The 26,142-nt window shown below is 62.7% G+C and carries 29 protein-coding genes; 23 read left to right on the top strand and 6 right to left on the bottom strand.

Going from position 1 to position 26,142, the window contains the following annotated elements; genetic code table 11:
- Positions 1–12: 12 nt before the first annotated feature.
- Complete coding sequence (locus AAFM31_RS14085; protein WP_341708559.1) at positions 13–1,059, top strand: aliphatic amidase; 1,047 nt, start codon at positions 13–15, stop codon at positions 1,057–1,059.
- Between the two features lie 53 nt (positions 1,060–1,112).
- Positions 1,113–2,159, top strand: a complete 1,047-nt coding sequence (locus tag AAFM31_RS14080; RefSeq protein WP_341708558.1) for an AAA family ATPase — start codon at positions 1,113–1,115, stop codon at positions 2,157–2,159.
- 58 nt (positions 2,160–2,217) lie between these two features.
- Here AAFM31_RS14080 and AAFM31_RS14075 read toward each other — a convergent pair whose 3' ends face one another.
- The 3 genes from AAFM31_RS14075 to rpmE all read right to left on the bottom strand — a co-directional run bounded on the left by AAFM31_RS14075 (position 2,218) and on the right by rpmE (position 4,649).
- Positions 2,218–3,480, bottom strand: coding sequence for a malic enzyme-like NAD(P)-binding protein (locus AAFM31_RS14075; protein WP_341708557.1), 1,263 nt, complete (start codon positions 3,478–3,480; stop codon positions 2,218–2,220).
- A gap of 130 nt (positions 3,481–3,610) precedes the next feature.
- Positions 3,611–4,429 carry a thermonuclease family protein gene (locus AAFM31_RS14070; protein WP_341708556.1) on the bottom strand — a complete coding sequence of 273 codons (819 nt, stop codon included), beginning with the start codon at positions 4,427–4,429 and terminating at the stop codon, positions 3,611–3,613.
- A gap of 7 nt (positions 4,430–4,436) precedes the next feature.
- Complete coding sequence (rpmE, locus tag AAFM31_RS14065) at positions 4,437–4,649, bottom strand: 50S ribosomal protein L31 (protein WP_088276158.1); 213 nt, start codon at positions 4,647–4,649, stop codon at positions 4,437–4,439.
- 221 nt (positions 4,650–4,870) lie between these two features.
- Between rpmE and AAFM31_RS14060 the strand changes: the two genes are divergently transcribed.
- The 10 genes from AAFM31_RS14060 (at position 4,871) to AAFM31_RS14015 (ending at position 17,450) form a co-directional block, all read left to right on the top strand.
- Positions 4,871–7,087: a primosomal protein N' gene (locus tag AAFM31_RS14060; protein WP_341708555.1), complete on the top strand. Its 2,217-nt coding sequence runs from the start codon at positions 4,871–4,873 to the stop codon at positions 7,085–7,087.
- Positions 7,088–7,585: 498 nt separating this feature from the next.
- Positions 7,586–9,331 carry an arginine--tRNA ligase gene (gene argS, locus AAFM31_RS14055; protein ID WP_341708554.1) on the top strand — a complete coding sequence of 582 codons (1,746 nt, stop codon included), beginning with the start codon at positions 7,586–7,588 and terminating at the stop codon, positions 9,329–9,331.
- A gap of 5 nt (positions 9,332–9,336) precedes the next feature.
- Positions 9,337–9,900: an SPOR domain-containing protein gene (locus AAFM31_RS14050; protein WP_083724865.1), complete on the top strand. Its 564-nt coding sequence runs from the start codon at positions 9,337–9,339 to the stop codon at positions 9,898–9,900.
- Between the two features lie 131 nt (positions 9,901–10,031).
- Positions 10,032–10,562, top strand: a complete 531-nt coding sequence (gene hslV, locus AAFM31_RS14045; RefSeq protein ID WP_088276135.1) for an ATP-dependent protease subunit HslV — start codon at positions 10,032–10,034, stop codon at positions 10,560–10,562.
- A 17-nt stretch (positions 10,563–10,579) separates the two neighbouring features.
- Positions 10,580–11,920, top strand: coding sequence for an ATP-dependent protease ATPase subunit HslU (gene hslU, locus AAFM31_RS14040; protein WP_341708553.1), 1,341 nt, complete (start codon positions 10,580–10,582; stop codon positions 11,918–11,920).
- Between the two features lie 42 nt (positions 11,921–11,962).
- Positions 11,963–12,343: a DUF971 domain-containing protein gene (locus AAFM31_RS14035; protein ID WP_341708552.1), complete on the top strand. Its 381-nt coding sequence runs from the start codon at positions 11,963–11,965 to the stop codon at positions 12,341–12,343.
- A 185-nt stretch (positions 12,344–12,528) separates the two neighbouring features.
- A complete protein-coding gene (gene phaC, locus AAFM31_RS14030; RefSeq protein WP_341708551.1) occupies positions 12,529–14,211 on the top strand; it encodes a class II poly(R)-hydroxyalkanoic acid synthase in 1,683 nt (560 codons plus the stop codon).
- Between the two features lie 24 nt (positions 14,212–14,235).
- Positions 14,236–15,102 carry a poly(3-hydroxyalkanoate) depolymerase gene (phaZ, locus tag AAFM31_RS14025; RefSeq protein ID WP_341708550.1) on the top strand — a complete coding sequence of 289 codons (867 nt, stop codon included), beginning with the start codon at positions 14,236–14,238 and terminating at the stop codon, positions 15,100–15,102.
- Positions 15,103–15,205: 103 nt separating this feature from the next.
- On the top strand, positions 15,206–16,831 hold the full coding sequence (locus tag AAFM31_RS14020) for a class II poly(R)-hydroxyalkanoic acid synthase (RefSeq protein WP_341708549.1): 1,626 nt from the start codon (positions 15,206–15,208) through the stop codon (positions 16,829–16,831).
- 7 nt (positions 16,832–16,838) lie between these two features.
- Complete coding sequence (locus AAFM31_RS14015; protein ID WP_341708548.1) at positions 16,839–17,450, top strand: TetR/AcrR family transcriptional regulator; 612 nt, start codon at positions 16,839–16,841, stop codon at positions 17,448–17,450.
- Between the two features lie 75 nt (positions 17,451–17,525).
- Here AAFM31_RS14015 and AAFM31_RS14010 read toward each other — a convergent pair whose 3' ends face one another.
- The 3 genes from AAFM31_RS14010 to AAFM31_RS14000 all read right to left on the bottom strand — a co-directional run bounded on the left by AAFM31_RS14010 (position 17,526) and on the right by AAFM31_RS14000 (position 19,168).
- Entirely contained in the window at positions 17,526–18,266 is a 741-nt protein-coding gene (locus tag AAFM31_RS14010; RefSeq protein WP_341708547.1) for a phasin family protein, read from the bottom strand.
- 20 nt (positions 18,267–18,286) lie between these two features.
- Complete coding sequence (locus AAFM31_RS14005; RefSeq protein ID WP_341708546.1) at positions 18,287–18,697, bottom strand: phasin family protein; 411 nt, start codon at positions 18,695–18,697, stop codon at positions 18,287–18,289.
- Between the two features lie 195 nt (positions 18,698–18,892).
- Positions 18,893–19,168, bottom strand: coding sequence for a polyhydroxyalkanoic acid system family protein (locus AAFM31_RS14000; RefSeq protein WP_341708545.1), 276 nt, complete (start codon positions 19,166–19,168; stop codon positions 18,893–18,895).
- Between the two features lie 184 nt (positions 19,169–19,352).
- Here AAFM31_RS14000 and ubiE point away from each other — a divergent pair, with 184 nt between their 5' ends.
- The 11 genes from ubiE to AAFM31_RS13945 all read left to right on the top strand — a co-directional run bounded on the left by ubiE (position 19,353) and on the right by AAFM31_RS13945 (position 26,072).
- Entirely contained in the window at positions 19,353–20,114 is a 762-nt protein-coding gene (gene ubiE, locus AAFM31_RS13995) for a bifunctional demethylmenaquinone methyltransferase/2-methoxy-6-polyprenyl-1,4-benzoquinol methylase UbiE (RefSeq protein WP_341708544.1), read from the top strand.
- A complete protein-coding gene (locus AAFM31_RS13990) occupies positions 20,114–20,737 on the top strand; it encodes an SCP2 sterol-binding domain-containing protein (RefSeq protein ID WP_341708543.1) in 624 nt (207 codons plus the stop codon). The genes ubiE and AAFM31_RS13990 overlap by 1 nt, the downstream gene beginning before the upstream one ends.
- Complete coding sequence (gene ubiB / locus AAFM31_RS13985; RefSeq protein ID WP_341708542.1) at positions 20,734–22,332, top strand: ubiquinone biosynthesis regulatory protein kinase UbiB; 1,599 nt, start codon at positions 20,734–20,736, stop codon at positions 22,330–22,332. Before AAFM31_RS13990 ends, ubiB begins: the two co-directional genes overlap by 4 nt.
- Before the next feature lie 54 nt (positions 22,333–22,386).
- Positions 22,387–22,803 carry a phosphoribosyl-AMP cyclohydrolase gene (gene hisI, locus AAFM31_RS13980; RefSeq protein WP_341708541.1) on the top strand — a complete coding sequence of 139 codons (417 nt, stop codon included), beginning with the start codon at positions 22,387–22,389 and terminating at the stop codon, positions 22,801–22,803.
- On the top strand, positions 22,796–23,125 hold the full coding sequence (locus tag AAFM31_RS13975) for a phosphoribosyl-ATP diphosphatase (protein ID WP_341708540.1): 330 nt from the start codon (positions 22,796–22,798) through the stop codon (positions 23,123–23,125). The genes hisI and AAFM31_RS13975 overlap by 8 nt, the downstream gene beginning before the upstream one ends.
- A 27-nt stretch (positions 23,126–23,152) precedes the next feature.
- A complete protein-coding gene (gene tatA, locus AAFM31_RS13970; RefSeq protein ID WP_341708539.1) occupies positions 23,153–23,386 on the top strand; it encodes a Sec-independent protein translocase subunit TatA in 234 nt (77 codons plus the stop codon).
- 21 nt (positions 23,387–23,407) lie between these two features.
- On the top strand, positions 23,408–23,782 hold the full coding sequence (gene tatB / locus AAFM31_RS13965; protein WP_341708538.1) for a Sec-independent protein translocase protein TatB: 375 nt from the start codon (positions 23,408–23,410) through the stop codon (positions 23,780–23,782).
- On the top strand, positions 23,769–24,545 hold the full coding sequence (gene tatC, locus AAFM31_RS13960; protein ID WP_341708537.1) for a twin-arginine translocase subunit TatC: 777 nt from the start codon (positions 23,769–23,771) through the stop codon (positions 24,543–24,545). Before tatB ends, tatC begins: the two co-directional genes overlap by 14 nt.
- Positions 24,542–25,249: a 16S rRNA (uracil(1498)-N(3))-methyltransferase gene (locus tag AAFM31_RS13955; protein ID WP_341708536.1), complete on the top strand. Its 708-nt coding sequence runs from the start codon at positions 24,542–24,544 to the stop codon at positions 25,247–25,249. The genes tatC and AAFM31_RS13955 overlap by 4 nt, the downstream gene beginning before the upstream one ends.
- 56 nt (positions 25,250–25,305) lie before the next feature.
- Complete coding sequence (locus AAFM31_RS13950) at positions 25,306–25,653, top strand: DUF3147 family protein (protein WP_341708535.1); 348 nt, start codon at positions 25,306–25,308, stop codon at positions 25,651–25,653.
- A 110-nt stretch (positions 25,654–25,763) separates the two neighbouring features.
- Entirely contained in the window at positions 25,764–26,072 is a 309-nt protein-coding gene (locus tag AAFM31_RS13945) for a hypothetical protein (RefSeq protein WP_341708534.1), read from the top strand.
- The last annotated feature ends 70 nt before the right edge of the window (positions 26,073–26,142 follow it).

Genomic DNA, 26,142 nt, shown 5'->3' with positions numbered 1-26,142 from the left:
AAGGAGTTACCCATGCGTCACGGAGATATTTCCAGCAGTCCCGATACCGTTGGTGTGGCCGTCGTCAATTACAAGATGCCGCGCCTGCACACCCGCGAAGAGGTGCTCGACAACGCGCGCAAGATCGCCGACATGATCATCGGCATGAAGCAGGGCCTGCCGGGCATGGACCTGGTGGTGTTTCCGGAGTACAGCACCATGGGCATCATGTACGACGGCGACGAAATGATGGCCACCGCCACCACCGTGCCCGGCGACGAGACCCGGATCTTCAGCGAGGCCTGCATAAAGGCCAACACCTGGGGCATTTTCTCGCTGACCGGCGAGCGGCATGAGGAGCACCCCAACAAGGCGCCGTACAACACGCTGGTACTGATCAACAACCAGGGCGAGATCGTGCAGAAGTACCGCAAGTGCATTCCCTGGTGTCCGATCGAAGGCTGGTATCCGGGCGATCGCACCTACGTCAGCGAAGGCCCGAAAGGCCTGAAGATCAGCCTGATCATCTGCGACGACGGCAACTACCCGGAAATCTGGCGTGACTGCGCGATGAAGGGCGCCGAGCTGATTGTGCGCTGTCAGGGCTACATGTACCCGGCCAAGGACCAGCAGGTAATGATGGCCAAGACCATGGCCTGGGCTAACAACTGCTATGTCGCCGTGGCCAACGCCACCGGCTTCGACGGCGTCTACAGCTACTTTGGCCACTCCGCGATCATCGGCTTCGATGGCCGCACGCTCGGTGAATGCGGCGAGGAGGACATGGGCGTGCAGTACGCCCAGCTGTCGGTCTCGCAGATTCGTGATGCACGCGCCAACGATCAATCACAAAACCATCTGTTCAAGCTGCTGCACCGCGGCTACACCGGCATGTACAACTCCGGCGACGGCGACCGCGGCGTAGCTGACTGCCCATTCGAGTTCTATCGCACCTGGGTCCTGGACGCGGAGAAAGCACGTGACAACGTCGAAGCCATGACCCGCAAGACCATTGGCGTCGCCGACTGCCCGGTTGGCGAGCTGCCCCACCCCGGCAAGGAACGTGAAGCCGGACTCTGACCACACCGGGGCGTCAGTTACGGCGCCCCGCCTGCAGTGACGCGGCCGACACCATGCCCTTTATCAACGACCTGCTGGCCGAGAACCAGCAACATAACCTGCAGCAATCGCCACCCACCCGCGCCAGCCGCTTCCTGTTTGAACCTGCGCGTGTTGTGCAATTGCTGCAGCAACGCATTATCGGCCAGGACGACGCCCTCGCAGAAATCAGCGACAGCCTAGCCGTGGTCAAGGCGGAACTCGGTGACCCGCGCAAGTCTCTCGGGGTATTTCTGCTGCTTGGCCCAACCGGCGTCGGCAAGACCGAGACCGTGCGCCTGCTGGCCGAAGCAATCCACGGCCGGGCCGACGCCATGTGCCGGATCGACATGAACACCCTCGCGCAAGAGCACTACGCCGCCTCGCTGACCGGCGCTCCACCCGGTTACGTCGGCAGCAAGGAGGGCACCACCCTGTTCGACCGCGAGGCCATCGAAGGCAGCTTCGGCAGACCCGGCATCGTGCTGTTCGACGAACTGGAAAAGGCCAGCGACCCGGTGATCCGCGCGCTGATGAACATCTTCGACAACGGCCAGTTACGACTCAGCGCCGGCAACAGCACGCTGGATTTTCGTAACAGCCTGATCTTTCTTACCAGCAACCTGGGCGCTGGCTCTGTGCAACAACTCGAGCAGGGATGGGGGCGGCTGTTGCCAGCACGCTGGCGCGACCAGCTGCAGCAACGGGTGCAACAACGAGCGCTGCTGCAACGCTTCGACCCCGAGTTTCTCAACCGGCTCGATCACCGCATTCGCTTCCGCTCACTGCACAGCAACCAGTTGCAGCAGTTGGTCGAACTGGCGTTGGCGCACCTGAACCAACGCCTGGCCCGCCATCAGGTCCAACTGGTGCTGGACCCTGTGCTGCGCGACTGGCTCGGGGCCCGCGGCTACGACCGCCGGTTCGGCGCCCGCGCCATGGCCCGCAGCTTTCGCCATCACCTTGAGCCGGCCGTCGCCAAGGCCTTGCTCGATGCTGACGCCGCTCCGCCCGGCAGCCTGCTGCGAGGGACGCTGCATCAGGGCAGGGTCGAGATCAGCGTGGAGCAGCCTGCTCTCTGAGGCCAACACACAGGCACAAAAAAACCCGCCGAAGCGGGTTTTTTCAACACATTGCCGTTCAGATGCAGTCTTCGACCGACTTGAGCGGGTAGTGCGCCGGGTAGGGCAGCGTGGCGACGCCAGAATCGATGGCAGCCTGGGCAACAGCGGCCGGCACCTTCTCGATCAGACGAACGTCCATCGGCTTCGGAATGATGTACTCACGGCCGAATTCCAGAGCAATCCCGCCGTATGCTTCGGAAACGTACTCCGGCACTGGCTCTTTGGCCAGTTCGCGGATAGCGTGAACCGCAGCGATCTTCATTTCTTCGTTGATGCGGGTCGCGCGAACGTCCAGCGCACCACGGAAGATGAAGGGGAAGCCCAGAACGTTGTTAACCTGGTTCGGGTAGTCAGAACGACCGGTGGCCATGATCACGTCAGGACGTGAAGCGTGAGCCAGCTCAGGGTTGATTTCCGGATCCGGGTTCGAGCAAGCGAACACGATCGGGTTCTCAGCCATCAGCTTCAGTTCAGCCGGTTGCAGCAGGTTCGGACCAGACAGACCAACGAATACGTCAGCACCTTTCATGGCGTCAGCCAGAGTGCGCTTGTCAGTCTCGGTGGCGAAGATGGCCTTGTACTCGTTCAGATCATCACGGCCAGCGTGGATCACGCCCTTGCGGTCGAGCATGTAGATGTTTTCGGTCTTGGCGCCCATGCTGACCAGCAGCTTCATGCAGGCGATAGCAGCAGCACCAGCACCCAAGCAGACGATCTTGGCGTCTTCGATGGCCTTGTCGGCCAGTTCCAGCGCGTTGATCATCGCGGCTGCGGTTACGATCGCAGTACCGTGCTGGTCATCGTGGAATACCGGAATGTCGCACTGCTCGATCAGAGCACGTTCGATTTCAAAGCACTCGGGCGCCTTGATGTCTTCCAGGTTGATACCACCGAAGGTGCAGGAAATACGCTTGACGGTATCGATGAAGGCTTGCGGGCTTTCAGCTTCAACTTCGATGTCGAATACGTCAACGCCAGCGAAGCGCTTGAACAGAACACCCTTGCCTTCCATAACCGGCTTGCTCGCCAGCGGGCCGAGGTTACCCAGACCCAGAATGGCAGTACCGTCGGAGATAACGGCAACCAGGTTACCCTTACCGGTGTATTTGTAGGCGTTTTCCAGATCCTTGGCGATTTCACGCACCGGCTCTGCTACACCCGGGCTGTACGCCAGAGCCAGATCGCGGGCAGTCGCGGTCGGCTTGGTCAGTTCAACGCTCAGTTTGCCTGGACGCGGGTTGGCGTGATAGGCGAGTGCATCAGTTCTCAAATCAGACATGGTCACTATTTTCCGGTCAGGTTGCTCATGCGGACGACGGAGAGTACATAAAACGAAACACACCCGCAAGGTTATTCACGAGATCAATGTCAAGGACATTCTCTTACAACTTTGAGTCATCTTGACGTTGTCAGTCAGTGCTGAGCAGGTGTAGCTGAGCGGGGTGGCGCAAGCCGATCATGTAACGGCGAAAACCGTTTTGCTGTGCGCGACGGTCAACGACCCAACCGCGCACTTCAACCTCTCGTCCGACCCAACTGGCATCCGGCGCAGAGGCAAAGTTTGCCAGATCCCGGCGATCAAGCCTGAGCGTCAGCGGACCGTCCAAGTCGATCCAGAGCGGCTGCCGCGCCTGAGTGACCGCTACGATCCGGCCGCGCAGCAGCTGGAAGCCTCCCCTTTTAAGCTCCGCCACCGGCGCCACTGCATCAGACTGCCAGAGCCCCCGCCGAGCCTGACGTGCTTCGTGCTCAGCCGCCAGATAGCACGCGGCGAGTGCATCATTGGGCGGAATCACAATCGCATAGCCAAGCCCGGCCTGCAGCAACCGCGCCTCAACACTGCGCCCCTGACGGTCGAACAGATAGCCCAGCGTACGACCGTAATGATCGCGCGGGTCATCCCCGACCTTGAGCTGCAGCGACTCGCCCTCAACCAGCGCCAGCAGCTCGCGCCGTGCCGCCTGCGCCCAAGGCTCCGACGGCTCGCCATCGCGACCAATCTCGGGGGTATTGATACCCGCCAGCCGCAACCGACGACCATCGGTCAGGCGCAGGGTGTCGCCATCAACCACGCTGTGACTGCTGACGGTCTCGACACCGTCTGGCATCGCACACAGCGCCGCTGGCGGCTCAGCCGGAACACAGCCCGCCAGTAAAACGCAGGCAAGAAAAAAGGCGCCCACAAGGGACGCCTTCTTTTCTTTCGCCAGAGCCACAAGGGCCTGCATGACGATATTACTTGCTGCTGACCGCGCCAAAGCGAGCCTTGAAGCGCTCGATACGGCCGCCGGTGTCCAGAACCTTCTGCTTACCGGTGTAGAACGGGTGGCACTCGGAGCAGACGTCCAGGTGGATCGGAGCGCACAGAGTGGAGCGGGTCTTGATCACCGCGCCGCAGCTGCAGGTCGCTTCGATTTCTTCGTACTTCGGATGCAAATCAGCTTTCATGGTATGTCCTCGGTTGGTTTGTGCCGCCACCGGATCAACCTGATCGGGCACCGCACTCTGAATCTGTTCTACCAGCCAAGTGACTGCATGCTACAAACGGCGCATACAGAGTGACCGGAAAATAGGTCGGCGATGATAACAGAATCCATCCACGACGCAAGCACCATTGTTTTCCGCCCGTCGGTGTTAACATCACCGCCACGCCCCATGGAGTGATCTGCGTGACCGGACCCATCCTGCAAGTTGCCCTGCCTTCACCGCTGAGACGCCTGTTCGACTACCGCGCGCCGCGGGGAGTGAGTGCCGCCGACCTGCAGGTAGGCCAGCGTGTACGGGTGCCATTCGGCAATCGCGCCATGGTAGGCATGATCGCCGGCATCAGCGACCACACCGAGGTTCCACCCAACCGTCTTAAACCCGCCGAGGCGCTGCTTGATCAAACGCCAGTGCTGCCGGACAGCCTCTGGCGCCTGTGTCTGTGGACCGCGCGCTACTATCAACATGGCCTGGGCGACACCCTGAGTGTCGCCCTGCCGGTGCTGCTGCGTCAGGGTGAGCCGGCGCTGGCCCGTCAGGATCAGCTATGGCAGTTGCAGCCCGGCGCCTACCCGGAACACCCGGCGGTGCAACGCGCGCCGAAGCAGAAGCACGCAGTGCAAGTCCTCGCCCAGCACCCGCATGGTCTGTCCCACGCGCTGATCGGTCAGTGGGGGCTGAACCGCGAGACGCTGGTCACCCTTGAGGGTAAGGGTCTGGTCCAGCGTATCGAGCGCTCGCCGCACCACATTGCCGAACCGCTGCCTTTATTAAGGCAGGCACACCTCACCGCCAACGCTGAGCAGCAGGCTGCACTGGACGCGATTCTGGGTGCTGAGGGCTTTCACACCTGGTTGCTCGAAGGGGTAACCGGCAGCGGCAAGACCGAGGTCTATCTACAGGCGATCGAGCGCTGCCTGCTCAGCGGCCATCAGGCCCTGGTGCTGATCCCCGAGATCGGCCTGACGCCCCAGACCCTGAGCCGCTTCCAGCAGCGCTTCAGTGCCCCGGTAGTGATTCTGCACTCGGGCCTGAATGACCGCGAACGGCTGGATGCCTGGATAGCTGCGCGCGACGGCGACGCGTCCATCATTATTGGGACCCGCTCGGCGATCTTCACCCCGCTGGCCCGGCCCGGTCTGATCATCGTCGACGAGGAACACGACCTTTCCTATAAACAGCAGGATGGCCTGCGCTACAACGCGCGCGACCTGGCGGTCTACCGCGGCCATCTGGAACAAGTCCCGGTCATCCTTGGCTCGGCGACCCCGTCGTTCGAGAGCCTGCATAACGTGCAGCAAGGGCGCTATCGACACCTGCGCCTGACCATCCGCGCCGGCAACGCCAAGGCACCGTCCTTTCAATGCCTGGATATTCGCAGCCGGCCACTGGAAGGCGGCCTGTCGCGCCCGCTGACCGAATTGGTCGGCGAGCACCTTAAGCGCGGCAATCAGGTACTGGTGTTCATCAACCGCCGCGGCTTTGCCCCGACGCTGATGTGCCACGACTGCGGCTGGATTGCCGAATGCCGCCGCTGCGACGCGCGCATGACCGTGCATCAGTCGCCGCCGCACCTGCACTGTCACCACTGCAGCAGCCAACGTCCGCTCGATCGCCACTGCCCCAAATGCCAAAGCGAGGATCTGCGTCCGCTCGGCGCCGGCACCGAGCGGACGGAAGAATTCCTCAAGGAGCGCTTCCCGCATTTTCCGGTGCTGCGCATCGACCGCGAAAGCATGAGCCGCAAACGCGCCATGCAGGACATGATGGAGACCATCCAGAGCGCCAAACCGTGCATTCTGGTTGGCACGCAGATGCTCGCCAAGGGGCACCACTTCCCCAACGTCACGCTGGTCGCCATTCTCGATGCCGACGGAGGGCTGTTCTCCGCCGACTTCCGCGGCCCCGAGCGCATGGCGCAGATGATTACCCAGGTTGCCGGACGCGCCGGACGCGCCGAGAAGCCGGGGCAAGTGATCATCCAGACCCATATGGCCGAGCACCCACTGTTGATCGAGCTGACCGAGCGCGGCTACCCGGCGATTGCCGAGCGCGAACTGGCCGAACGCGAAATGGCCCAGCTGCCGCCCTATCGCTTCATGGCGCTGCTGCGCGCCGAGGCTAACCAGGCCAGCGCCGCCGAGGAGTTTCTCGATGCCGCGCTGGAGCAAGCCGAAAGCCTGATCAGTCAGCATCAGTTGCCCGAGATCGATCTGCTCGGCCCGGTCCCATCCCCGATGGAACGCCGCGCCGGTCGCCATCGCGCCCAGCTATTAATGCAAGCGGCCCAGCGCTCGGCCCTGCACCAGTTGGTGCATATGCTGCTGCCGCTGCTGGAACAGCACCCGCTGGCGCGCAAGGTGCGCTGGTCGATTGATATTGATCCGCTGGATATGTTTTAGAAGGTTGACACCAGGCTGGCTGACAGACAAAAAACCCTCGCCCGGTATCTGCAACGCGCTACGGTCAAGTCAGCCTTTCGCCTTTTACGGCGAGCCAAGGGGGGCTGCTTGCCCAGCCCCCCTTAGCGATCCCCCGGGGCACCCGGCTACGCGGCCCTTCGGGTTCGCTGCGTTGCTCGGGCTGACGGGGAGGCCTCGCCGGCCACTCAAAAACTCGTCGCTTCGCTCCTCAGACATCCTGTGGCTCTTTTTCCCGATAAATCTGCGCTACTCGCCCGCGTAAACGGGACGAACCCGGGTGCACACTCCACCGTACGCGCTTTCTGCAAATAGCCTTCATCAGACCTTTAGCCCGCCATTCCGCAACTCCTCTCGGAATGCCGTGGCCGGCTCTCTCGGGCCGCAACTCAGTTTCACCCGACCACAGGGTTTGGCAAGCCGCCCTATAAAACGGATAATGTCGGGTTTTCACTGGGCACCTGCCGGATACTCCATTAAATGAAGAACCTGATCAGCCAACTGCTTGCCGACGCTGTAGACCGCCTCAAGGCCGACGGCGTCCTGCCGACCGACCTTTCGCCCTCCATTCAGGTCGAGAACGCGCGCGACAAGGCCCACGGCGACTTCGCCAGCAACCTGGCGATGATGCTGGCCAAGCCGGCCGGTATGAAGCCACGCGATCTTGCTGAGAAGCTGATTGCCGCGCTGCCCGCCCATCAGGCCGTGGCATCAGTCAACATCGCCGGCCCCGGCTTCATCAACTTCTTTCAGGATGCCGGCTGGCTGGCCAGCCAACTGGAAGGAGCACTGGCTGATCCGCAACTGAACGTGCGCGCCGAGGTTGCCGCCCAGCGCGTGGTGGTCGATTACTCCTCGCCGAACCTGGCCAAGGAAATGCACGTCGGCCACCTGCGTTCCTCGATCATCGGTGACGCCGTCGCCCGCATCCTCGAGTTCCTCGGCCACACGGTGATTCGTCAGAACCACGTAGGCGACTGGGGCACCCAGTTCGGCATGTTGCTGGCCTACATGGAAGAACACAGCGTCGACGCCGAAGCCGAGCTGGGCGATCTGGAGAACTTTTACCGTCAGGCCAAGAAGCGCTTCGACGAGAGCGAAGACTTCGCCGCCCGCGCCCGCCAGCGAGTGGTCGATCTGCAAGCCGGCGAGCCGTCCTGCCTGGCTTTGTGGGAGCGCTTCAACAGCATCTCCCTCGGCCACTGCCAAGCCGTTTATGACCGTCTCGGCGTCAGCCTGACCCCCGCCAATGTACGCGGCGAAAGCGCCTATAACGCCGATCTGCCAGGCATCGTTGCCGACCTGCGCAGCGCCGGCCTGCTGACTGAGAGCGACGGCGCCCAGTGCGTCTTCCTTGAGCAGTTCAAGAACGCCGAGGGCAATCCGCTGCCGGTTATCGTGCAAAAAGCGGGCGGTGGCTATCTATACGCCACCACGGATCTGGCCGCCATGCGCTATCGCCAGGCCGAGCTACAGGCCAACCGCGTACTCTACTTCGTCGACCAGCGTCAGGCCCTGCACTTCCAGCAGGTGTTCGCGGTCGCCCGCAAGGCCGGCTTTGTCTCTGCCGACATGCAGCTGGAGCACATGGGCTTTGGCACCATGAACGGCGCCGATGGCAAGCCGTTCAAGACCCGCGACGGCGGTACCGTGAAGCTGGCCGACCTGCTGGATGAAGCAGAACAGCGCGCCCTGCGCCTGGTCGAGGAGAAAAACCCGGAGCTGCCCGCCGACGAGCTGCGCAGCATCGGCTCGGCAGTGGGTATCGGTGCGGTCAAATACGCCGACCTCAGCAAACACCGCAGCAGCGACTACAGCTTCAACTTTGACCTGATGCTGAGCTTCGAGGGCAACACCGCGCCCTACATGATGTACGCCTACACCCGCGTCGCCAGCGTGTTTCGCAAGCTGGAGCGCAGCATGACCCAGCTGGACGACCTGGCCCCGCTGGCGCTGGTCGAGCCCGCCGAGACCGAGTTGGGCGCGCACCTGGCGCAGTTCAACGCCACGCTGAATTACGTTGCTCGCGAGGGCACCCCGCACGTACTCTGCACCTATCTGTACGAGCTGGCCGGTCGTTTCTCCAGCTTCTATGAGCAGTGCCCGATCCTTGCTGCCGACAGCGAGGCCCAGCGCGACAGCCGTCTGCGTCTGGCGGCGCTGACCGGCCGTACCCTCAAGCAGGGCCTGAACCTGCTGGGCATCAACACTCTGGAGCGCATGTAACCGGGATGGCAAAAGGACGCAAAGCCCCTCGCCGCGGCGCCAGCCGCGCGCAATCAGCACCACGCCGCAAAGGGATTCCCGGCTGGCTGTGGCTGGTCAGCGGCCTGGTCATCGGCCTGTTCGTTGCGTTTTTGCTGCAACTGGAGCCCGGCCGCGACAGCGTCCGGCGCAGCCCCGAGCCGCCCAAGCCAGCCACTGCGCCCGCGCAGCCGCCAGCTGACCCAAAGCCGCGCTACGACTTCTACACCCTGCTGCCCGAGTCTGAGGTGGTCGTGCCCCAGCAGCCTGCGCCCGAGGCGCCGACCACTGCCGAGCCCGAAACCAAGCCGGCGACCAGCGTGAACTATTACCTGCAGGCCGGCTCCTTCCGCCAGCGCAGCGATGCCGACCAGGTACGCGCGCAAATTCTGTTGCTGGGCATGGACGTTAAACTGGAAAACGCCACCATCAACGGCAACCAGTGGTACCGCGTGCAGGTTGGCCCCTTCGACACCCGCGACAGCCTTGATCAGGCCCAGCGCACCCTCTCGGGCAACGGCTTCAACAACCTGCTACCGCAGCAGCGCTGAGCATGCCCCACACACGGCGGGCGTTTGCCGCCCGCCGTTCTCGCGCCTTGAATTTCTGATTCACGCCCCCAGATCAGAAACTCGGCAGCGATCCTGCCGCCTTTTTTCCCACAGCCAACCAGGAGTTGCGCGTGACTACAATCGTATCCGTACGCCGGCACGGCAAGGTCGTGATCGGTGGCGACGGCCAGGTTTCCCTCGGCAACACCGTGATGAAGGGCAACGCCCGCAAGGTACGCCGCCTCTACAAGGATCAGGTCATTGCCGGTTTCGCCGGTGGTACCGCCGATGCCTTCACCCTGTTTGAACGTTTTGAGGCACAGCTGGAAAAACACCAGGGCAACCTCGTGCGCGCCGCCGTCGAGCTGGCCAAGGACTGGCGCACCGACCGCGCCCTGCGCAAGCTTGAGGCCCTGCTGGCTGTCGCCAACAAGGACGCCTCGCTGATCATCACCGGCAACGGTGACGTTATCGAACCCGAAGAGGGCCTGATCGCCATTGGTTCCGGCGGCCCTTACGCGCAATCCGCCGCGCGCGCCCTGCTGATGCACACCGAGCTGTCGGCTCGCGAGATCGTCGAGACCAGCCTGAACATCGCTGGCGACATCTGCATCTACACCAATCGCAACCTAACCATCGAGGAGCTGGACGCCAATACCTGAGGCGTTCAGAGATACCCATGTCCATGACACCCCGCGAGATCGTGCACGAGCTGGACCGCCACATCATCGGCCAGCAGGATGCCAAGCGCGCCGTCGCCATCGCCCTGCGTAACCGCTGGCGCCGTCAGCAGCTGCCCGAGGCACTGCGCAATGAAGTAACCCCCAAGAACATTCTGATGATCGGCCCGACCGGCGTCGGCAAGACCGAAATCGCCCGTCGCCTGGCCAAACTGGCGCAGGCGCCCTTCATCAAGGTTGAAGCGACCAAGTTCACCGAAGTTGGCTACGTTGGCCGCGACGTCGAGTCCATCGTGCGCGATCTGGTGGATGCTGCGATCAAGCTGCTGCGTGAGCAGGAAATGACCAAGGTGCGCTACCGCGCCGAAGACGCCGCCGAGGAACGCATCCTCGATGCCCTGCTGCCCGGCGCCCGCCCGGCGACCGGCGATCAGCCCGAGCGCACCGACAGCAGCACCCGTCAGCTGTTCCGCAAACGTCTGCGCGAGGGTGAGCTGGACGATAAGGACATCGACATTGAAGTGGCCGACGCCCCGGCCGGCATTGAAATCATGACCCCGCCGGGCATGGAAGAGATGACCAGCCAGCTGCAGAACATGTTCTCCAACCTGGGCAAGGGCAAAAAGAAAACCCGCACGCTCAAGGTCCGCGACGCACTCAAGCTGGTCCGCGACGAAGAAGCCGCACGCCTGGTCAACGAAGACGACCTGAAAACCCGCGCCATTGCTGCGGTTGAGCAGAACGGCATTGTCTTCCTTGATGAGATCGACAAGGTCAGCAAGCGCGCCGACAGTGGCGGCGGTGCCGACGTGTCCCGCGAGGGTGTGCAGCGCGACCTGCTGCCGCTGATCGAGGGCTGCACGGTCAACACCAAATTCGGCATGGTCAAGACTGACCACATCCTGTTCATCGCCTCCGGCGCCTTCCACCTGACCAAGCCCTCGGACCTGATTCCGGAACTGCAGGGCCGTCTGCCGATCCGGGTAGAACTGCAATCGCTGAGCCCGAGCGATTTCGAACGCATTCTGACCGAGCCCGATGCGTCACTGAGCGAACAGTACCGCGCCCTGATGGCCACCGAGGAGCTGAACATCGAGTTTGCCCCCGATGCCATCAGCCGCCTGGCCGAGATTGCCTGGCAGGTGAACGAGAAGACCGAAAACATCGGCGCCCGTCGCCTGCACACGGTGCTCGAACGCCTGCTGGAAGAAATCTCCTTCAGCGCCGGCGATCTGGCCGCCAAACACGAAACTCAGCCGCTGGTCATCGACGCCGCGTACGTGGACAGCCACCTGGGTGAGCTCGCGGTCAACGAAGACCTGTCGCGGTATATTCTTTAAACCCAAGCCACAAGCTTCAAGCTTGAAGCTCAGGATACTCCCATGGCCGCCCCCATCCCCACGACCATCAAACTGCACAAAGCCTCCCGCACGCTGGAGTTAGGTTATGCCGACGGCAGCACCTATCAGTTGCCGGCCGAATACCTGCGCGTGTTGTCTCCCTCGGCCGAGGTGCGTGGGCATGGCAAGCCGGTGCTGCAAACCGGCAAACTGAACGTCGGCCTGAGCGGGGTGGAAACCGCCGGGCGCTATGCGATCAAGCTGATCTTCGACGATGGTCATGACAGCGGCCTGTACACCTGGGATTACCTCTACCAACTGGCGACGCAGCAGTCTCAACGCTGGGACGGCTACCTTGAGCGGCTGCACCAAGCTGGTGCATCGCGTGACCCAGCGGTCAGCGCTGTTCGCTTTATCCCCTGAGTTTCCTACGCTCCTACATGGCTTTGCCATAAACATCTGATTTAGTGACTGCTAGCTAAAAAAGGCGTTAACAGCGCCGAAACTGCGTGCTAACTTGTCTCAAGAATGCGACACCGGGAAGCTGGTTCGAAACTTGCTGGACTGCATTCAGAGCGGCTTCCCTGCCTCAGACTGGAGCGTTGAAAATGGGTAATAAAACCAATAACGAAGACTTGGGCCACAAGGCCAGCGAACACATTCTGGGCCCCAACCCGGTGGTCGGCGTGCCTGCGCGCGACCTCATCAGTACCGCCCGCATGGTCATGCGCCAGACCATCAAGCAACCCGTTCACAGCATGCGTCATATCGGCCGCCTGGGCATGGCCGTGACCGAAGTCATGCTCGGCCGCTCCGAGCTGGGCCCAAGCGCTGACGACAAGCGCTTTGTCGACCCCACCTGGAGCCAAAACCCGCTCTATCGCCGCTATATGCAGACCTACCTGGCCTGGCGCAAGGAGCTCAACAGCTGGATCACCAGCTCCGATCTGCCTGCGCAGGATGTCAGCCGCGCCCAGTTTGTCATCGCCCTGATGACCGAGGCGATGTCGCCGACCAACACCGCGCTCAACCCGGCCGCCCTCAAGCGCTTCTTCGAGACTGGCGGCAAGAGCCTGATGGACGGCCTGACCCACCTGGCCAAGGACATCGCCCACAACGGCGGCATGCCCAGCCAGGTCAACATGAATGCCTTTGAAGTGGGCGGCAACCTGGCGACCACCAAGGGCTCGGTGATCTTCCGCAACGAGGTGCTGGAGCTGATCCAGTACAAGCCGCTGACCGAAGAGGTCTACGAACGCCCGGTGCTGGTCGTTCCCCCACAGATCAACAAGTTCTATGTGTTTGACCTGTCGCCGGACAAGAGCCTGGCGCGCTATCTGGTCAGCAACCACATGCAGGGTTTCGTGGTCAGCTGGCGCAACCCGACCAAGAGCCATCGCGAGTGGGGGCTGAGCACCTATATCGACGCACTGAAAGAAGCCGTCGACGTGGTGCTGGACGTCACCGGCAGCAAGGACCTGAGCATGCTCGGCGCTTGTTCCGGCGGCATCACTACGGTTTCCCTGCTCGGCCACTACGCGGCGCTGAAAGAGAAGAAGGTGCACTCCTACACCCTGCTGGTCAGCGTGCTGGATACCGAACTCAAGACTCAGGTCGCGCTGTTTGCCGATGAACGCTCAATCGAAGCTGCCCGCCGCATGTCCTACCAGAGCGGCGTTCTTGAGGGCCGTGACATGGCTCGCATCTTCGCCTGGATGCGGCCAAACGACCTGATCTGGAACTACTGGGTCAACAACTACCTGCTCGGCAACGAGCCGCCGGTATTCGATATCCTGTTCTGGAACAACGACACCACCCGCCTGCCGGCCGCACTGCACGGCGAGTTCCTGGAGCTGTTCAAGAACAACCCGCTGACCCGCCCCGGCGCGCTGGAAGTCTGCGGCACACCGATCGACCTCAAGCAGGTCAAGAGCGACTACTTTGTCATCGCCGGCCTGAACGACCACATCACCCCCTGGGAGGCCTGCTACAGCTCGGCGCAGCTGCTCGGTGGCAAGTGCGAGTTTGTGCTGTCCTCCAGCGGCCACATCCAGAGCATCCTCAACCCGCCGGGCAACCCCAAGGCACGCTTCTTTACCAGCGGCGAGATGACCGGCGACGCCAAGCACTGGCTGGAAACCGCCACCAAGCAGTCCGACTCCTGGTGGCAGTATTGGCGCGACTGGCTGCATGCCCGCGGCGGTAAGCGCAAGGCTGCGCCGGCGGTGCTCGGCAACGACAACCATCCAGCGCTCGAACCGGCGCCGGGTACCTACGTTCACGAGCGCTAATCGGCGCCCAACAGAGACCCGCCTATGCCTCAGTCCTTTGTCTTTCGCACCATCGAGCTGGACGGTCAGTACCTGCGTACGGCCGTGCGCCCGGGCAACAGCGCCCTGCCGCCGCTGCTGGTCTTCAATGGTATCGGCGCCAACCTGGAACTGGTGTTCCCCTTTGTCGAAGCACTGGACCCGGACCTGGAAGTCATTGCCTTTGACGTACCCGGCGTGGGTGGCTCATCAACCCCGATGACACCGTTCCGTTTCCCAGGGTTGGCGAAACTGGCGGCGCGGATGCTGGACTACCTCGACTACTCGCAGGTCAACGTCATCGGCGTCTCCTGGGGTGGTGCGCTGGCGCAGCAGTTTGCCTACAGCCACCCCGAGCGCTGCAAGAAGCTGATTCTGGCGGCCACCTCGGCCGGCGCCGTCATGGTACCGGGGCGACCGTCAGTGCTGCTGAAGATGGCCAGCCCGCGACGCTACGTACAGCCGTCGCATGGCGTTGCCATTGCACCGGACATCTACGGTGGTGCCTTCCGCCGCGACCCGCATCTGGCGGAAAAGCACGCCTCCAAGGTGCGTTCTTCCGGCAAGCTGGGCTACTACTGGCAACTGTTCGCCGGACTCGGCTGGACCAGCCTGCCGTGGCTGCACAAGATTCGCCAACCGACGCTGATTCTGGCCGGAGATGATGACCCGATCATCCCGCTGATCAATATGAAGCTGCTGGCCTGGCGCATCCCCAACTCCGAGCTGCACGTGATCGACGACGGCCACCTGTTCCTGGTAACAAGGGCGCAGAGCGTTGCGCCGATGATCATGGCGTTCCTCTCCGAGGAGAAACAGCGCGCGGTGATCCGTCACGCCCCGGCGACCAAGCGAGCGCCCAACCATGGCTGAGCAATCGCGCGCCAGACGCCGCAGCCCCTGTGATACCGGCCACCGCGCAGCACCTCTGCGCTAGGCCAGAACACGAGACACCTATCTGGATCAGGAACGCTGGATGCCCGAACACCCCCAAGGACGACTACCGACGAGCACCGTTGGGGGTGATCTTTCCAGCAGCCTGTTGTCATTGCTGCGCAGCCTGATTCGCCAGCCCTGCCACCACGCCGAATATGTGCGCAACAGTCTGGGCAAAGTGTTATTGGCACTGCAGGGCCGGCTTGATCTCAGCCCACTCGACGACGACCCGCGTTTTGCCCATCCCGACTGGCAACGCCCCCTGCCCCAGCGCGCCCTGCAGCTCTGGCAAGCCTGGCAACAGCCGCTGGCTGACTGGCTTGGCGGACTGGACGTTGCAGAACACGAGCGCGCACAGCTGCGCTGGCTGCTGGACCAGTTGGCGGCGGCGGCCGCACCGAGCAATAGCCTGCTCAACCCCGAGGTGCTGGACGCAGCCCGCCAGAGCCGCGGCCAAAGCCTATGCCGCGGCGGGCACAACCTGTGGCACGATCTGGCCAGCGGCCGCCCCTTCGCCCAACCCAATCTGGACACCAGCCATCTGCTCGGGCGCGACATCGCCTGCAGCCCGGGTCAGGTGGTCGCCCGTCACGCCGAGTTTGAGCTGCTCTGTTATCAACCATTAACCGAGCGCGTGCATGGCAAGCCGCTACTGATCGTGCCGCCACCGATCAACCGCTTCTACCTGCTCGACCTGACCCCGGACACCAGCCTGATCCGCTACGCCCTGCAACAGGGGCTGCAGGTCTATCTGATCAGCTGGCGCAACCCCAACCCCAGCCACTGCAACTGGGGGCTGGGCCGCTACGTCAGTGCCAGCCAGCGCGCGCTAAACGAATGCCTGCTGCACAGCGCCAGCAGCCAGGCGACCCTCACTGGAATCTGCAGCGGCGGCCTGATTGCCGCCCTGCTCTGCGCCTGGCAACAGGCAAGCGGCCACACGCAGCAGCTCAGCGCACTCAGCCTGCTGGTGACGCCACTAGATACCCGCCTGCAAACCGACATCATGCGATTGAGCGGACCGGCCACCCGGCAGCGCCTGCGCCAGCGGGTCTGGCGCGACGGCTATCTGGATGCCCGCAGCAGCGGTGCGGCGTTCGGCCGGATGCGCCCCGAGCAACTGGTCTGGACTCCCGCGGTAACCCGTTATGCGCTCGGCAAGGAGCTTGAGCAAAGCCCCGTCACCACCTGGGGCCACGACCATACGCGCCTGCCAGCCCAACTGGTCGAAGACCTGCTCGACCTGTTCGACCGCGACCCGCTCGGCCACCCCGGCAGCTTGCAGCTCAACGGCGAAGCCATCGACCTTGGCGCCGTCACCCTGCCCAGCTGGCACCTGGCCGCTCGGCGCGATCACATCGTGCCGTGGCAAAACACCTACCCGGGCACCCGTCTGGGGGGCGAGAAAGTCTTCAATCTGTGCCACAGTGGCCACATCCAGGGGCTGCTATGCCCGCCCGGCCATCCGCGCGCGCACTTTTTGCACGGCGCTGCCAGCAACAACTCGGCCGAACACTGGCTGGACACAGCCGAGGAGCAACGTGGCAGCTGGTGGCCAGCCTGGACCGATTGGCTGACGTCGCACAGCGGCGCGCTGGTCGATGCACCGGTTCATGCCGACGGTGGCCACGGCCCTGCGCCTGGCCAATACGTTCAACAGCAATGAGTGCCCGATGAAAACCCGCGATCGCATCCTGCTCTGCACCCTTGAGCTGTACAACACCCACGGTGAGCCAAACGTCACCACACTGGACATCGCCAATGAGCTGGAGATCAGCCCGGGTAATCTCTACTACCACTTCAAGGGCAAGGAAGCGTTGCTGGAATCGCTGGTCGACGACTTTCTGCTGACCACCCGCGGCCTGCTGATCAGCGCCGAGGAGCCCGAAGCGGCAACTCCGGAAGACCTGTGGCTGCTGCTGCACCTGCTGTTCGAAGCCATCGCCACGCACCGCTTCCTGTTTCAGGATCTGTCCAATCTGATGGGCCGCTACCCGTTTCTGCGTCAGGCCATGCGCCCTTGGCTGGCGGCGCTGCGTCTGCGTCTTGATCAGGTGCTGCAGGCCCTGCGAGACAGTGGCCACCTGACCTGCGACGAGGACGCCGAGCAGCGCCTGCTCGACGCACTGTGCCAAACCACCCTGTTCTGGCTCGACTACCAACGCGTCGCCGGCGACGACCTTGATGCCGCCAGCGGCGTGCAGCAGATGCTTGGGCTGCTGCGCCCCTGCCTCGACGAGGAAACCGCCGAGTGGATGCAGCTGCTGATCGACCGCTACAACTGATCGTCCACTCTCACGCAGGCAATAAAAAACCCCGCACTGCCGAAGCAGTGCGGGGTCGGGTACGACTGAGCGTGATCAGGCGTCGGTGGGCTTGTCTGCCGCCGGTGCCGCAGCTGGTGCTGCAGGCGCCGGAGCAGGTGCCGCCGCGGCAGGCGCCTTCACAGCGGGCGTTGCCTTCGGCTTGGCCGGCGCTTTCGGCTTAGCCGGTGCCTTGGGCTTGGCCGCAGCAGGCTTCGCAGCCGGCTTGGCTGCCGGTTTCGCCGCAGGCTTGGCAGCAGCCGGTTTGGCCGCTGTCTTAGCTGCGGGTTTCGCCGCAGCCGCCGTCGGCTTGGCAGCCGGTTTGGCCGCAGCCGGGCTGGCCTTGGGCGCAACCTTGGCAGCCGGAGCCTTGCCAGAGGCCATGCCCTGAATCAGCTTGGTCAACTCGTCGACCTTGTCGTTCAGCGCCTTCACTTCATCGCGTGAGGGCACCCCAAGGCGGGAAACAGCACTGTTGAGACGCTTGTCGAAGGCTTCTTCCAGCTCGTTCCACTTGCCGGTCAGCTTACCCTTGGCCTTCTCGGCCTTGGTCTTGGCTTCATCAAGCGGATTCTTGCTGGCCTTGGCCTTACCCTTGAGGGTTTCGACCTGCTTGTCGATCTCGGCCTTGGCTTTCTTCTCGGCAACCTCACCGTCCTTGATCAGGGTTTCAAAGAGCTTCACGCCCTCCTTCCCGACCTTGGCGTAGGCACCCAGACCTGCCAGCCAGATCTGTCGCGAATAGCTTTCGATATCCGCAACCCAACTTGGATCCTTGTCCTTCTTCTTACCCGCCATGGAGCAACTCCTCTGTGACCTTACTTGCTTTGCAGCGACTTGAGTGCAGCACTCAGATCATCCAGCTTAGCAGACAGCTGATCAATGTCTTTCTTGCTCGGAATGCCCATGCGGCCGAGGGTGGAAGCAACGCGCTCGTCGAATACTTCTTCGACCTTGCTGAAGCGACCGCCAGTCTTTTCCTGGACCTTTTCCTTGAAGCTTTCGATGCGGCTGTTAGCAGCTTCAACCTGACCGGCAACCAACTCCTTGCCCTGCTTCTCGACAGCTTCGCCTTCGCTCACCAGCGCCTTGAAGTAGTCGGCGCCTTCCTTGCCGGCTTTGGCATAGGCACCCAGGCCTGCCAGCCAGATCTGATGGGCATACTTCTTCACGTCAGCAGCAAAACCAGCGGTGCTTTCTTCGATTTTCTTTGCGGTGTTCTTGGCCATGTTCGTAACTCCAGTTCAGTAGATTGGGATACTGCAATGGACCGGTTACCGATCCTTGGAGACGAAATTACGCGGCAAAATTAGAAAACACATACTAAAAACCGGGACCGGGCAGAACAGCCTGTCCGCGAGGGTAAATGCGCAGGCTCTGGGGCAGCAGTTGCAGTCCGAGCCTGCGACACGCTGACGCAGTGATCAGGCCAGGTATTTTTCCAGTGCCTTTTGCACTTCGCTCTTCACCATCCCGGCCATCGGGGTGAGCATCATGCCCAGATTGACCTGTACCCGTACGTCGGCGTCGGAGACGGTGATGCACCCGTCCGCGCCGCTGCGCTTGAAGGTCAATTGATCACCCTGCCAGCTGCACTTCACATCCAGCTTCTGAACCAGCTTGTCGGCGAGCTGCTGCGCGCGCTGACGCGCCTCTTCCTTGCCCAGGCTGTGTTCGCGGGTAATGTCTACTGTCGGCATCGGCTGTTCCATCCAGTGTTGTTATCAGGGCCCGCCAGAATGCCGCAAATACAGCTGTACGTCATCACCCGCGCTGCCAGCGGTCGCCCGATGCCGCCGAACAGCAGACCGCGGCAATTGAGCTGCGCTCCCGAGGGCAAAAAATGGTTAGAATGGGCCGAATTTGCCAGCGCAGACGGAATCCATGAGCGACCGACACGACAGCGAAAAAACCACCCACTTCGGTTACCAGACGGTAGCCGAGTCCGAGAAAGCCCAGCGCGTCGCCGAGGTCTTTCACTCGGTAGCCGCCAAATACGACATCATGAACGACCTGATGTCTGGCGGCATTCACCGCCTCTGGAAACGATTCACCATCGAGCTGTCCGGCGTACGCACCGGCAACCGGGTACTCGACATCGCCGGCGGCACCGGCGACCTGACCCGCCGCTTCGCCAAACGCGTGGGCCCGACCGGTGAAGTGGTACTGGCCGACATCAACGCCTCGATGCTCAAGGTGGGCCGCGATCGCCTGCTGGATCTGGGTGTTGCCGGCAACGTGCGCTTTGTTCAGGCGGATGCCGAAGCCCTGCCGTTCCCCGATAACTACTTCGACTGCATCACCATCGCCTTCGGCCTGCGCAACGTGACCCACAAGGACACCGCCATCGCCTCGATGCTGCGCGTCCTCAAGCCGGGCGGCCGCCTGCTGGTGCTGGAGTTCTCCAAGCCCAAGAGCGAACTGCTGTCCAAGGTCTACGATCAGTACAGCTTCAAGTTCCTGCCGCTGATGGGCAAGCTGGTCGCCAACGATGCCGAGAGCTACCGCTATCTGGCCGAGTCGATCCGCATGCACCCGGATCAGGAAACCCTCAAGGCGATGATGGAAGAAGTCGGCTTTGCCCGGGTGACCTACCACAACATGACCGGCGGCATCGTCGCCCTGCACCGCGGCATCAAGCCCTGATGCTGACCGCTGCGCTGCTCAAGGCCGCCGAACGCAGCATCGCTGCGGCGCTGGCCCGTGACAGTGTGACCGCCAGACGGCTCGCCGCACTGCAGGGCAAATGCCTGCTGATTTCAGCCCGCGATCCCGACTGGCAGGTCTGGCTGCTGCCCGCCGAGGGTGAGATTGCCCTGCGCGCCAGCTGCGACCAGCCCGCCGATTGCGAGCTGCACGCAACCAGCGCCCTGCTCGCCCGCCTGCTGGTCAGCAGTGACCGCAAGGCGCTGCTGCAAGAGCCAGAGGTCGAGCTGGTCGGCGACAGCCAGCTGCTGGTGACCCTGCAGAACATCATGGCCGACCTGCAGCTTGACGGCGAAGCCGAACTGGCCCGCTGGCTCGGCCCGGTTGCCGGTCACGCCATCGGCAGCGTCCTGCGTCGCAGTCATCAGTGGGGCCGTGAAAGCCGCGCCAGTCTGCGCCAGACCCTGGCCGAGTATCTCACCGAAGAAAGCCGCCAGCTAGTCGGCCAGGCCGAAGCCCGCGCCCGCGCCGAACAGCTGCACGAACTGCGCCTGCAGCTCGACCGTCTGGAAGCCCGGGTCGCGCTGCTCACTCCTACCGCACCGGACTCACCCAACGCATGAGACTCACCGCCTTTTCGCGCCTGCTGCGCATTCTGCACATCTTCGCCCGCTACCGCCTGGACCAGATCCTGCTGGCGCTGCCGCTGCCCTGGCTCGCGCGCCTAGCCCTGCAGCTCGGCCCGTGGCGACTGCGCCCGGCCCCGCGCGACCTCAGCCGTGGCGCACGGCTGCGCAAAGCCTGCGAAGACCTCGGCCCGGTGTTCATCAAGTTCGGTCAGATTCTGTCGACCCGCCGCGACCTGCTGCCGGACGACATCGCCCTGGAACTGGCTCACCTGCAGGACAAGGTTCCGCCGTTCCCAGGCCCCAAGGCCCGCGCCCGCATCGAGGAACAGCTGGGCGAGCGCATCGAAGACGTCTTTGCCGAGTTCAGCGACCAGCCGCTGGCTTCCGCCTCGGTCGCGCAGGTGCACGCCGCGCGGCTGAAGGACGGTACCGAGGTAGTGGTTAAAGTCATTCGCCCCGGCATCGGCGAAACCATCAATCAGGACATCCAGTGGCTGTTCCTCGCGGCACGCACGCTGGAGCGGCTGTCGACCGAAGGCCGCCGGTTGCGCCCGGTCGAAGTAGTCGAGGACTACGAGCGCACCATCTTCGACGAGTTGGACCTGTACCGCGAAGCCGCGAACGCCTCGCAGCTGCGGCGCAACTTCGAGGGCTCGGAGCTACTCTACATTCCGCGCATCTACTGGGACTGGTGCCGTCACAAGGTACTGGTGATGGAGCGCATCGACGGCATTCCGGTGACCGACCTGGACACCCTGGCCGACCAGCGTACCGACATGAAGAAGCTGGCCGAGCGCGGTGTCGAGATCTTCTTCACCCAGGTGTTCCGCGACAGCTTCTTCCACGCCGACATGCACCCGGGCAACATCTTCATTTCCCGCAAGCACCCGTGGGAGCCGCAGTACATCGCCATCGACTTCGGTATCGTCGGCAGCCTGACGCCGGAAGATCAGAGCTATCTGGCACGCAACCTGATGGCCTTCTTCAAGCGCGATTACCGCCGCGTGGCGCAATTGCATATCGACTCGGGCTGGGTTCCGGCCGACACCCGGGTCAACGAATTCGAAGCAGCGATCCGCAGTGTCTGCGAACCGATCTTCGAGCGCCCGCTGAAAGACATTTCCTTCGGCCAACTGCTGCTGCGTCTGTTCCAGACAGCCCGCCGCTTCAACATGGAAGTCCAGCCGCAACTGGTGCTGCTGCAGAAGACCCTGCTCAACATCGAAGGCCTGGGCCGGCAGCTATCTCCCGATCTGGACCTGTGGAACACCGGCCAACCGTATCTGGAGCGCTGGATGCGCGAGCGTATGCTGCCACAGAATCAGGTCAAGAACTGGCAGCAGCACCTGGAGCGGGTGCCTGCTCTGATCGACACCGCCCATCAGGCGCTGGACAACATCGCCAAGGCTCCCGCTACTGGCGAGCCACAGCGACGGTCCCGCTGGCCGCTGCAACTGGCCGGCATAGCGCTGGTGATATTTGGCGCCAGTGCCCTCGGCGGCAGCGACCCGCAACTGTGGCTCAACGCAGCACCGACACAGTGGGGCCTGATTACTCTCGGTGGCTGGCTGATTCTGCACCGCGGATAGTCAGCACCGGACATAACTGGCACACTTGCGACATTCAACGAACGACGACCCGCCATGACTGACTCGATCCCCGCCAGCGATTGGCTCGACAGCATCAATTGGGATGCTGACGGCCTGGTTCCCGCCATTGCGCAGGATGTGCACACTCAGCGCATCCTGATGATGGCCTGGATGAATCGCGAATCCCTCCAGCTCACCGTGCAGGAAGGCCGCGGCATCTACTGGTCGCGCTCACGTCAGCGCCTGTGGCGCAAGGGCGAAGAGTCCGGCAACGTGCAAAAGCTGCACGAGCTGCGTCTGGACTGTGACGCGGACGTCATCATTCTGCAGGTCGAGCAGATTGGCGGGATTGCCTGCCACACTGGCCGGCAGAGCTGTTTCTACCGGGTACTGAAGGATGGCCAGTGGCAGACCGTCGACGCCGTCATCAAGGACCCCAAAGAGTTATACGAGCACCCAAAACATGTCTGACATCCTGAGCCAACTGGCCGCCGTACTGGAGCAACGCAAGCAGGCGTCTGCCGACACCTCCTACGTTGCCAGCCTGCACGCCAAGGGCCTGAACAAGATTCTCGAGAAGGTCGGTGAAGAGTGCACTGAGACACTGCTAGCCGCCAAGGACTGTCAGCACAGCGAGGACAAGTCCGACCTGATCTACGAGACCGCTGATCTGTGGTTCCACTCACTGGTCATGCTCAGTCATCTCGGGCTCGGTCCAGACGACATCCTGCAAGAACTGGCGCGCCGCTTCGACCTTTCCGGTCTGGAAGAAAAGGCGTCTCGCAGCAAATAAACTGGGCAATAGGCCCCGGAGGCAAACATGGGTTTTGGTGGCATTAGTCTGTGGCAACTGCTGATCGTCCTGGTCATCGTCATTCTGCTGTTCGGCACCAAGCGGCTGAAGAATATCGGCGGCGATCTGGGCGGCGCGATCAAGGGCTTCCGCAAGGCAATGAACGATGAAGACAAGCCATCGGTCGAGAACAAGCCGGGCGAAACACTCGACGCCAAGGCCGAAGAGCACAAGCAGGACACCCCGTCCAACAAGCAGTAACCCGCCGACAGGTTCCGTCTCATGTTCGACATCGGCTTTATGGAAATGCTGGTGGTGGCGATCATCGCCCTGCTGGTACTTGGCCCCGAACGGCTGCCCGGTGCCATCCGCACCGTCAGCCTGACCGTGGGCCGCATCAAGCGCGGCTTTTCCGAGGTGCGCAGTCAGGTCGAGCGTGAGATAGGTGCCGACGAGATTCGTCAGCAGCTGCACAACGAGCGCATCCTCGCGGAGCTGGAAAAACAGGGCCTGAACGCCAACAGCCCGAGCAATCAGCAGCACAGCCCCGCCGGTAACAAGCCCGTCACACAGCCGTCGCAAACTGGCCCGACCGCCGATAAACCCAGCGCCGAGCCCGTCAATGAGCAGCAAGACACCCGCCATGAGCAACCCTGAACAGCCACCCGTGAAGCCTGCCGGTGACATGCCGCTGGTCGCCCACCTGACCGAGCTGCGCTCACGTCTGTTGCGCATCGTGCTGATCTGGCTGCTGATCTTTGCCGGCCTGTTCTACTTCGCCAACGACATCTACGCCTTCATCTCCGAGCCACTGCGCGCCCTGATGCCGCCCGGCACCAGCATGATTGCCACCGATGTCGCCTCGCCGTTTCTGACCCCGTTCAAACTGACCCTGGTCAGCGCGCTGTTTATCGCCATGCCGTTCGTGCTGCACCAGATCTGGGGCTTTATCGCACCCGGGCTGTACAAGCATGAGAAGCGCATCGCCATCCCGCTGCTGGTATCGAGCATCCTGCTGTTCTATGGCGGCATGGCCTTCGCCTACTTCGTGGTCTTTCCGCTGGTATTCGGCTTCTTCACCAGCGCCGCACCGGACGGCGTCGCGGTGATGACCGATATCAACAGCTACCTCGACTTCGTGCTCACCCTGTTCATGGCCTTCGGCCTGTCGTTCGAGATTCCGGTCGCCACCGTGCTGCTGGTACTGGTCGGCATCGTCGATGTGCAGAGCCTGAGCAAGGCTCGCCCCTACGTGGTGGTCGGCTGCTTTACCGTCGGTATGGTCCTGACCCCGCCGGACGTGATCTCCCAGACCCTGCTCGCGCTGCCGATGTGGCTGCTGTATGAAGTCGGCATCCTGTTCAGTCGACTGGTTCGCCCGCGCACACCAGAAGAGCAGCAGGACAGCCCGCAGGCATGAACCTGCTGCTGCTCGACGACGCCGATTTCATCGACGCTGATCATGTGCGCCTGAGCGGGCGGCGCCTTGCTCACATGCTGGAAATCCAGCAGGTCAGCGTCGGCGACAGCCTGCGCGTTGGCCGCATCAACGGCCTGATGGGTCAAGGCTCGGTGCTGGAATTAGACAAGAGCAGCGCACTGCTCAAGGTCGAGCTTAGCGAACAGCCGCCAGCCAAACTGCCGCTGACCCTGCTGCTGGCCATGCCGCGCCCCAAGATGTTCCGCCGCATCCTGCAGCACTGCGCCACCCTCGGTGTACCGGAAATCATCCTGCTCAACAGCGTGCGGGTGGAAAAAAGCTTCTGGCAGACGCCCTTTCTGCAGCCGGAAGTGGTACGCGAAAATCTGCTGCTGGGCCTGGAGCAGGCGCGCGACACAGTACTGCCGACCGTGCGCATCGAGAAGCGCTTCAAACCCTTCGTCGAAGATTGCCTGCCGGGCATCATTGACGACCGCCTGGCGCTGGTTGCGCACCCCGGCGCCTACCCCACTTGCCCGCGCGGCATCGACCAGCCACTGACTCTGGCCATCGGCCCCGAGGGCGGCTGGATTCCCTACGAAGTGGACAAGCTGATCGAAGCCGGCATGCAACCCGTGCAGTTAGGCGATCGCATCCTGCGCGTGGAAACCGCGGTCACCGCGCTGATCTCCCGACTGTTCTGACACCGACGCAGCTCCCCCGCCAGCTATAGTCTGTAGAGCAAACGTGAGGGCTGCGCATGATTTACCTGCTCAAGGTGCTGTTTACCAGCGTATTGGTGGTCGCTGTTGCCGAGCTGGCAAAGCGCAATTCGCTCGCCGCAGCCACCCTCGCCTCCATCCCTCTGGTGTCTGTGCTGGCCATGATCTGGCTCTACATCGACACCCACGACATTGAGCGCATCAGCAAACTGGCGAGCGGCGTGTTCTGGCTGGTGCTGCCATCTTTGGCGCTGTTCGCACTGCTGCCGGTCATGCTCAAGGCCGGATGGGGCTTCTACCTCAGTCTGGCCGCAGCAACCTGCGCCACCGTCATCTGCTATCTGATGCTACTCTGGCTGCTGAGCCTGTGTGGCATCCGCCTGTAGCAACGAGCAGGGATGGATCCGCAAAACACCGCATTTTAGGGATGCGCCAGTCGCAGCCTGCTTCGTACCTTGACTGTGCCTACGACTACATCACATCAAGGAACACCAGCATGAAAAAGGCTCTGGTATTTACCACACTCCTACTCGCCTCAGCAGCGGCGCAGGCCGGCCCTGACAACTGCGCTCGAATCAGCGTTGAGCACGATGAAGGGGATCGTTTTGAATTAACCCTCAACAACAGCTGCAGCCAAACCGTGTACGTCAGCTACTGCTACACCCACACCAGTGGTGCCAACTGGAACGGCCGCGAGTCCGCCGCCCCCGGCCGCACAGAGCGAGACGGTTTCCACGCGCGCTCGGGGCATATCAAATACCGATTGGGCTGGAGCTTTGGCGACGCGCTGATTACCGATTGCTGAGCCTTGCAGTCATCCGCTGGTGACAGCAGAGCCGCGTTGACACTGCAAGGCGCCGGATTATGCTTATAGC

The organism is Halopseudomonas sp. (genome assembly GCF_038130085.1).
Classification (GTDB): Bacteria; Pseudomonadota; Gammaproteobacteria; order Pseudomonadales; family Pseudomonadaceae; genus Halopseudomonas.
Note: the sequence above shows the minus strand (reverse complement) of the source record. Positions and strands in the feature narration are given on the sequence as shown.

Coding starts and splice junctions, on each gene's coding strand:
- AAFM31_RS14085 (WP_341708559.1), top strand. CDS start 13: ATGCGTCACGGAGATATTTCCAGCAGTCCCGATACCGTTGGTGTGGCC.
- AAFM31_RS14080 (WP_341708558.1), top strand. CDS start 1,113: ATGCCCTTTATCAACGACCTGCTGGCCGAGAACCAGCAACATAACCTG.
- AAFM31_RS14075 (WP_341708557.1), bottom strand. CDS start 3,480: ATGTCTGATTTGAGAACTGATGCACTCGCCTATCACGCCAACCCGCGT.
- AAFM31_RS14070 (WP_341708556.1), bottom strand. CDS start 4,429: ATGCAGGCCCTTGTGGCTCTGGCGAAAGAAAAGAAGGCGTCCCTTGTG.
- rpmE (WP_088276158.1), bottom strand. CDS start 4,649: ATGAAAGCTGATTTGCATCCGAAGTACGAAGAAATCGAAGCGACCTGC.
- argS (WP_341708554.1), top strand. CDS start 7,586: ATGAAGAACCTGATCAGCCAACTGCTTGCCGACGCTGTAGACCGCCTC.
- AAFM31_RS14050 (WP_083724865.1), top strand. CDS start 9,337: ATGGCAAAAGGACGCAAAGCCCCTCGCCGCGGCGCCAGCCGCGCGCAA.
- hslU (WP_341708553.1), top strand. CDS start 10,580: ATGTCCATGACACCCCGCGAGATCGTGCACGAGCTGGACCGCCACATC.
- AAFM31_RS14035 (WP_341708552.1), top strand. CDS start 11,963: ATGGCCGCCCCCATCCCCACGACCATCAAACTGCACAAAGCCTCCCGC.
- phaC (WP_341708551.1), top strand. CDS start 12,529: ATGGGTAATAAAACCAATAACGAAGACTTGGGCCACAAGGCCAGCGAA.
- phaZ (WP_341708550.1), top strand. CDS start 14,236: ATGCCTCAGTCCTTTGTCTTTCGCACCATCGAGCTGGACGGTCAGTAC.
- AAFM31_RS14020 (WP_341708549.1), top strand. CDS start 15,206: ATGCCCGAACACCCCCAAGGACGACTACCGACGAGCACCGTTGGGGGT.
- AAFM31_RS14015 (WP_341708548.1), top strand. CDS start 16,839: ATGAAAACCCGCGATCGCATCCTGCTCTGCACCCTTGAGCTGTACAAC.
- AAFM31_RS14010 (WP_341708547.1), bottom strand. CDS start 18,266: ATGGCGGGTAAGAAGAAGGACAAGGATCCAAGTTGGGTTGCGGATATC.
- AAFM31_RS14005 (WP_341708546.1), bottom strand. CDS start 18,697: ATGGCCAAGAACACCGCAAAGAAAATCGAAGAAAGCACCGCTGGTTTT.
- AAFM31_RS14000 (WP_341708545.1), bottom strand. CDS start 19,168: ATGCCGACAGTAGACATTACCCGCGAACACAGCCTGGGCAAGGAAGAG.
- ubiE (WP_341708544.1), top strand. CDS start 19,353: ATGAGCGACCGACACGACAGCGAAAAAACCACCCACTTCGGTTACCAG.
- AAFM31_RS13990 (WP_341708543.1), top strand. CDS start 20,114: ATGCTGACCGCTGCGCTGCTCAAGGCCGCCGAACGCAGCATCGCTGCG.
- ubiB (WP_341708542.1), top strand. CDS start 20,734: ATGAGACTCACCGCCTTTTCGCGCCTGCTGCGCATTCTGCACATCTTC.
- hisI (WP_341708541.1), top strand. CDS start 22,387: ATGACTGACTCGATCCCCGCCAGCGATTGGCTCGACAGCATCAATTGG.
- AAFM31_RS13975 (WP_341708540.1), top strand. CDS start 22,796: ATGTCTGACATCCTGAGCCAACTGGCCGCCGTACTGGAGCAACGCAAG.
- tatA (WP_341708539.1), top strand. CDS start 23,153: ATGGGTTTTGGTGGCATTAGTCTGTGGCAACTGCTGATCGTCCTGGTC.
- tatB (WP_341708538.1), top strand. CDS start 23,408: ATGTTCGACATCGGCTTTATGGAAATGCTGGTGGTGGCGATCATCGCC.
- tatC (WP_341708537.1), top strand. CDS start 23,769: ATGAGCAACCCTGAACAGCCACCCGTGAAGCCTGCCGGTGACATGCCG.
- AAFM31_RS13955 (WP_341708536.1), top strand. CDS start 24,542: ATGAACCTGCTGCTGCTCGACGACGCCGATTTCATCGACGCTGATCAT.
- AAFM31_RS13950 (WP_341708535.1), top strand. CDS start 25,306: ATGATTTACCTGCTCAAGGTGCTGTTTACCAGCGTATTGGTGGTCGCT.
- AAFM31_RS13945 (WP_341708534.1), top strand. CDS start 25,764: ATGAAAAAGGCTCTGGTATTTACCACACTCCTACTCGCCTCAGCAGCG.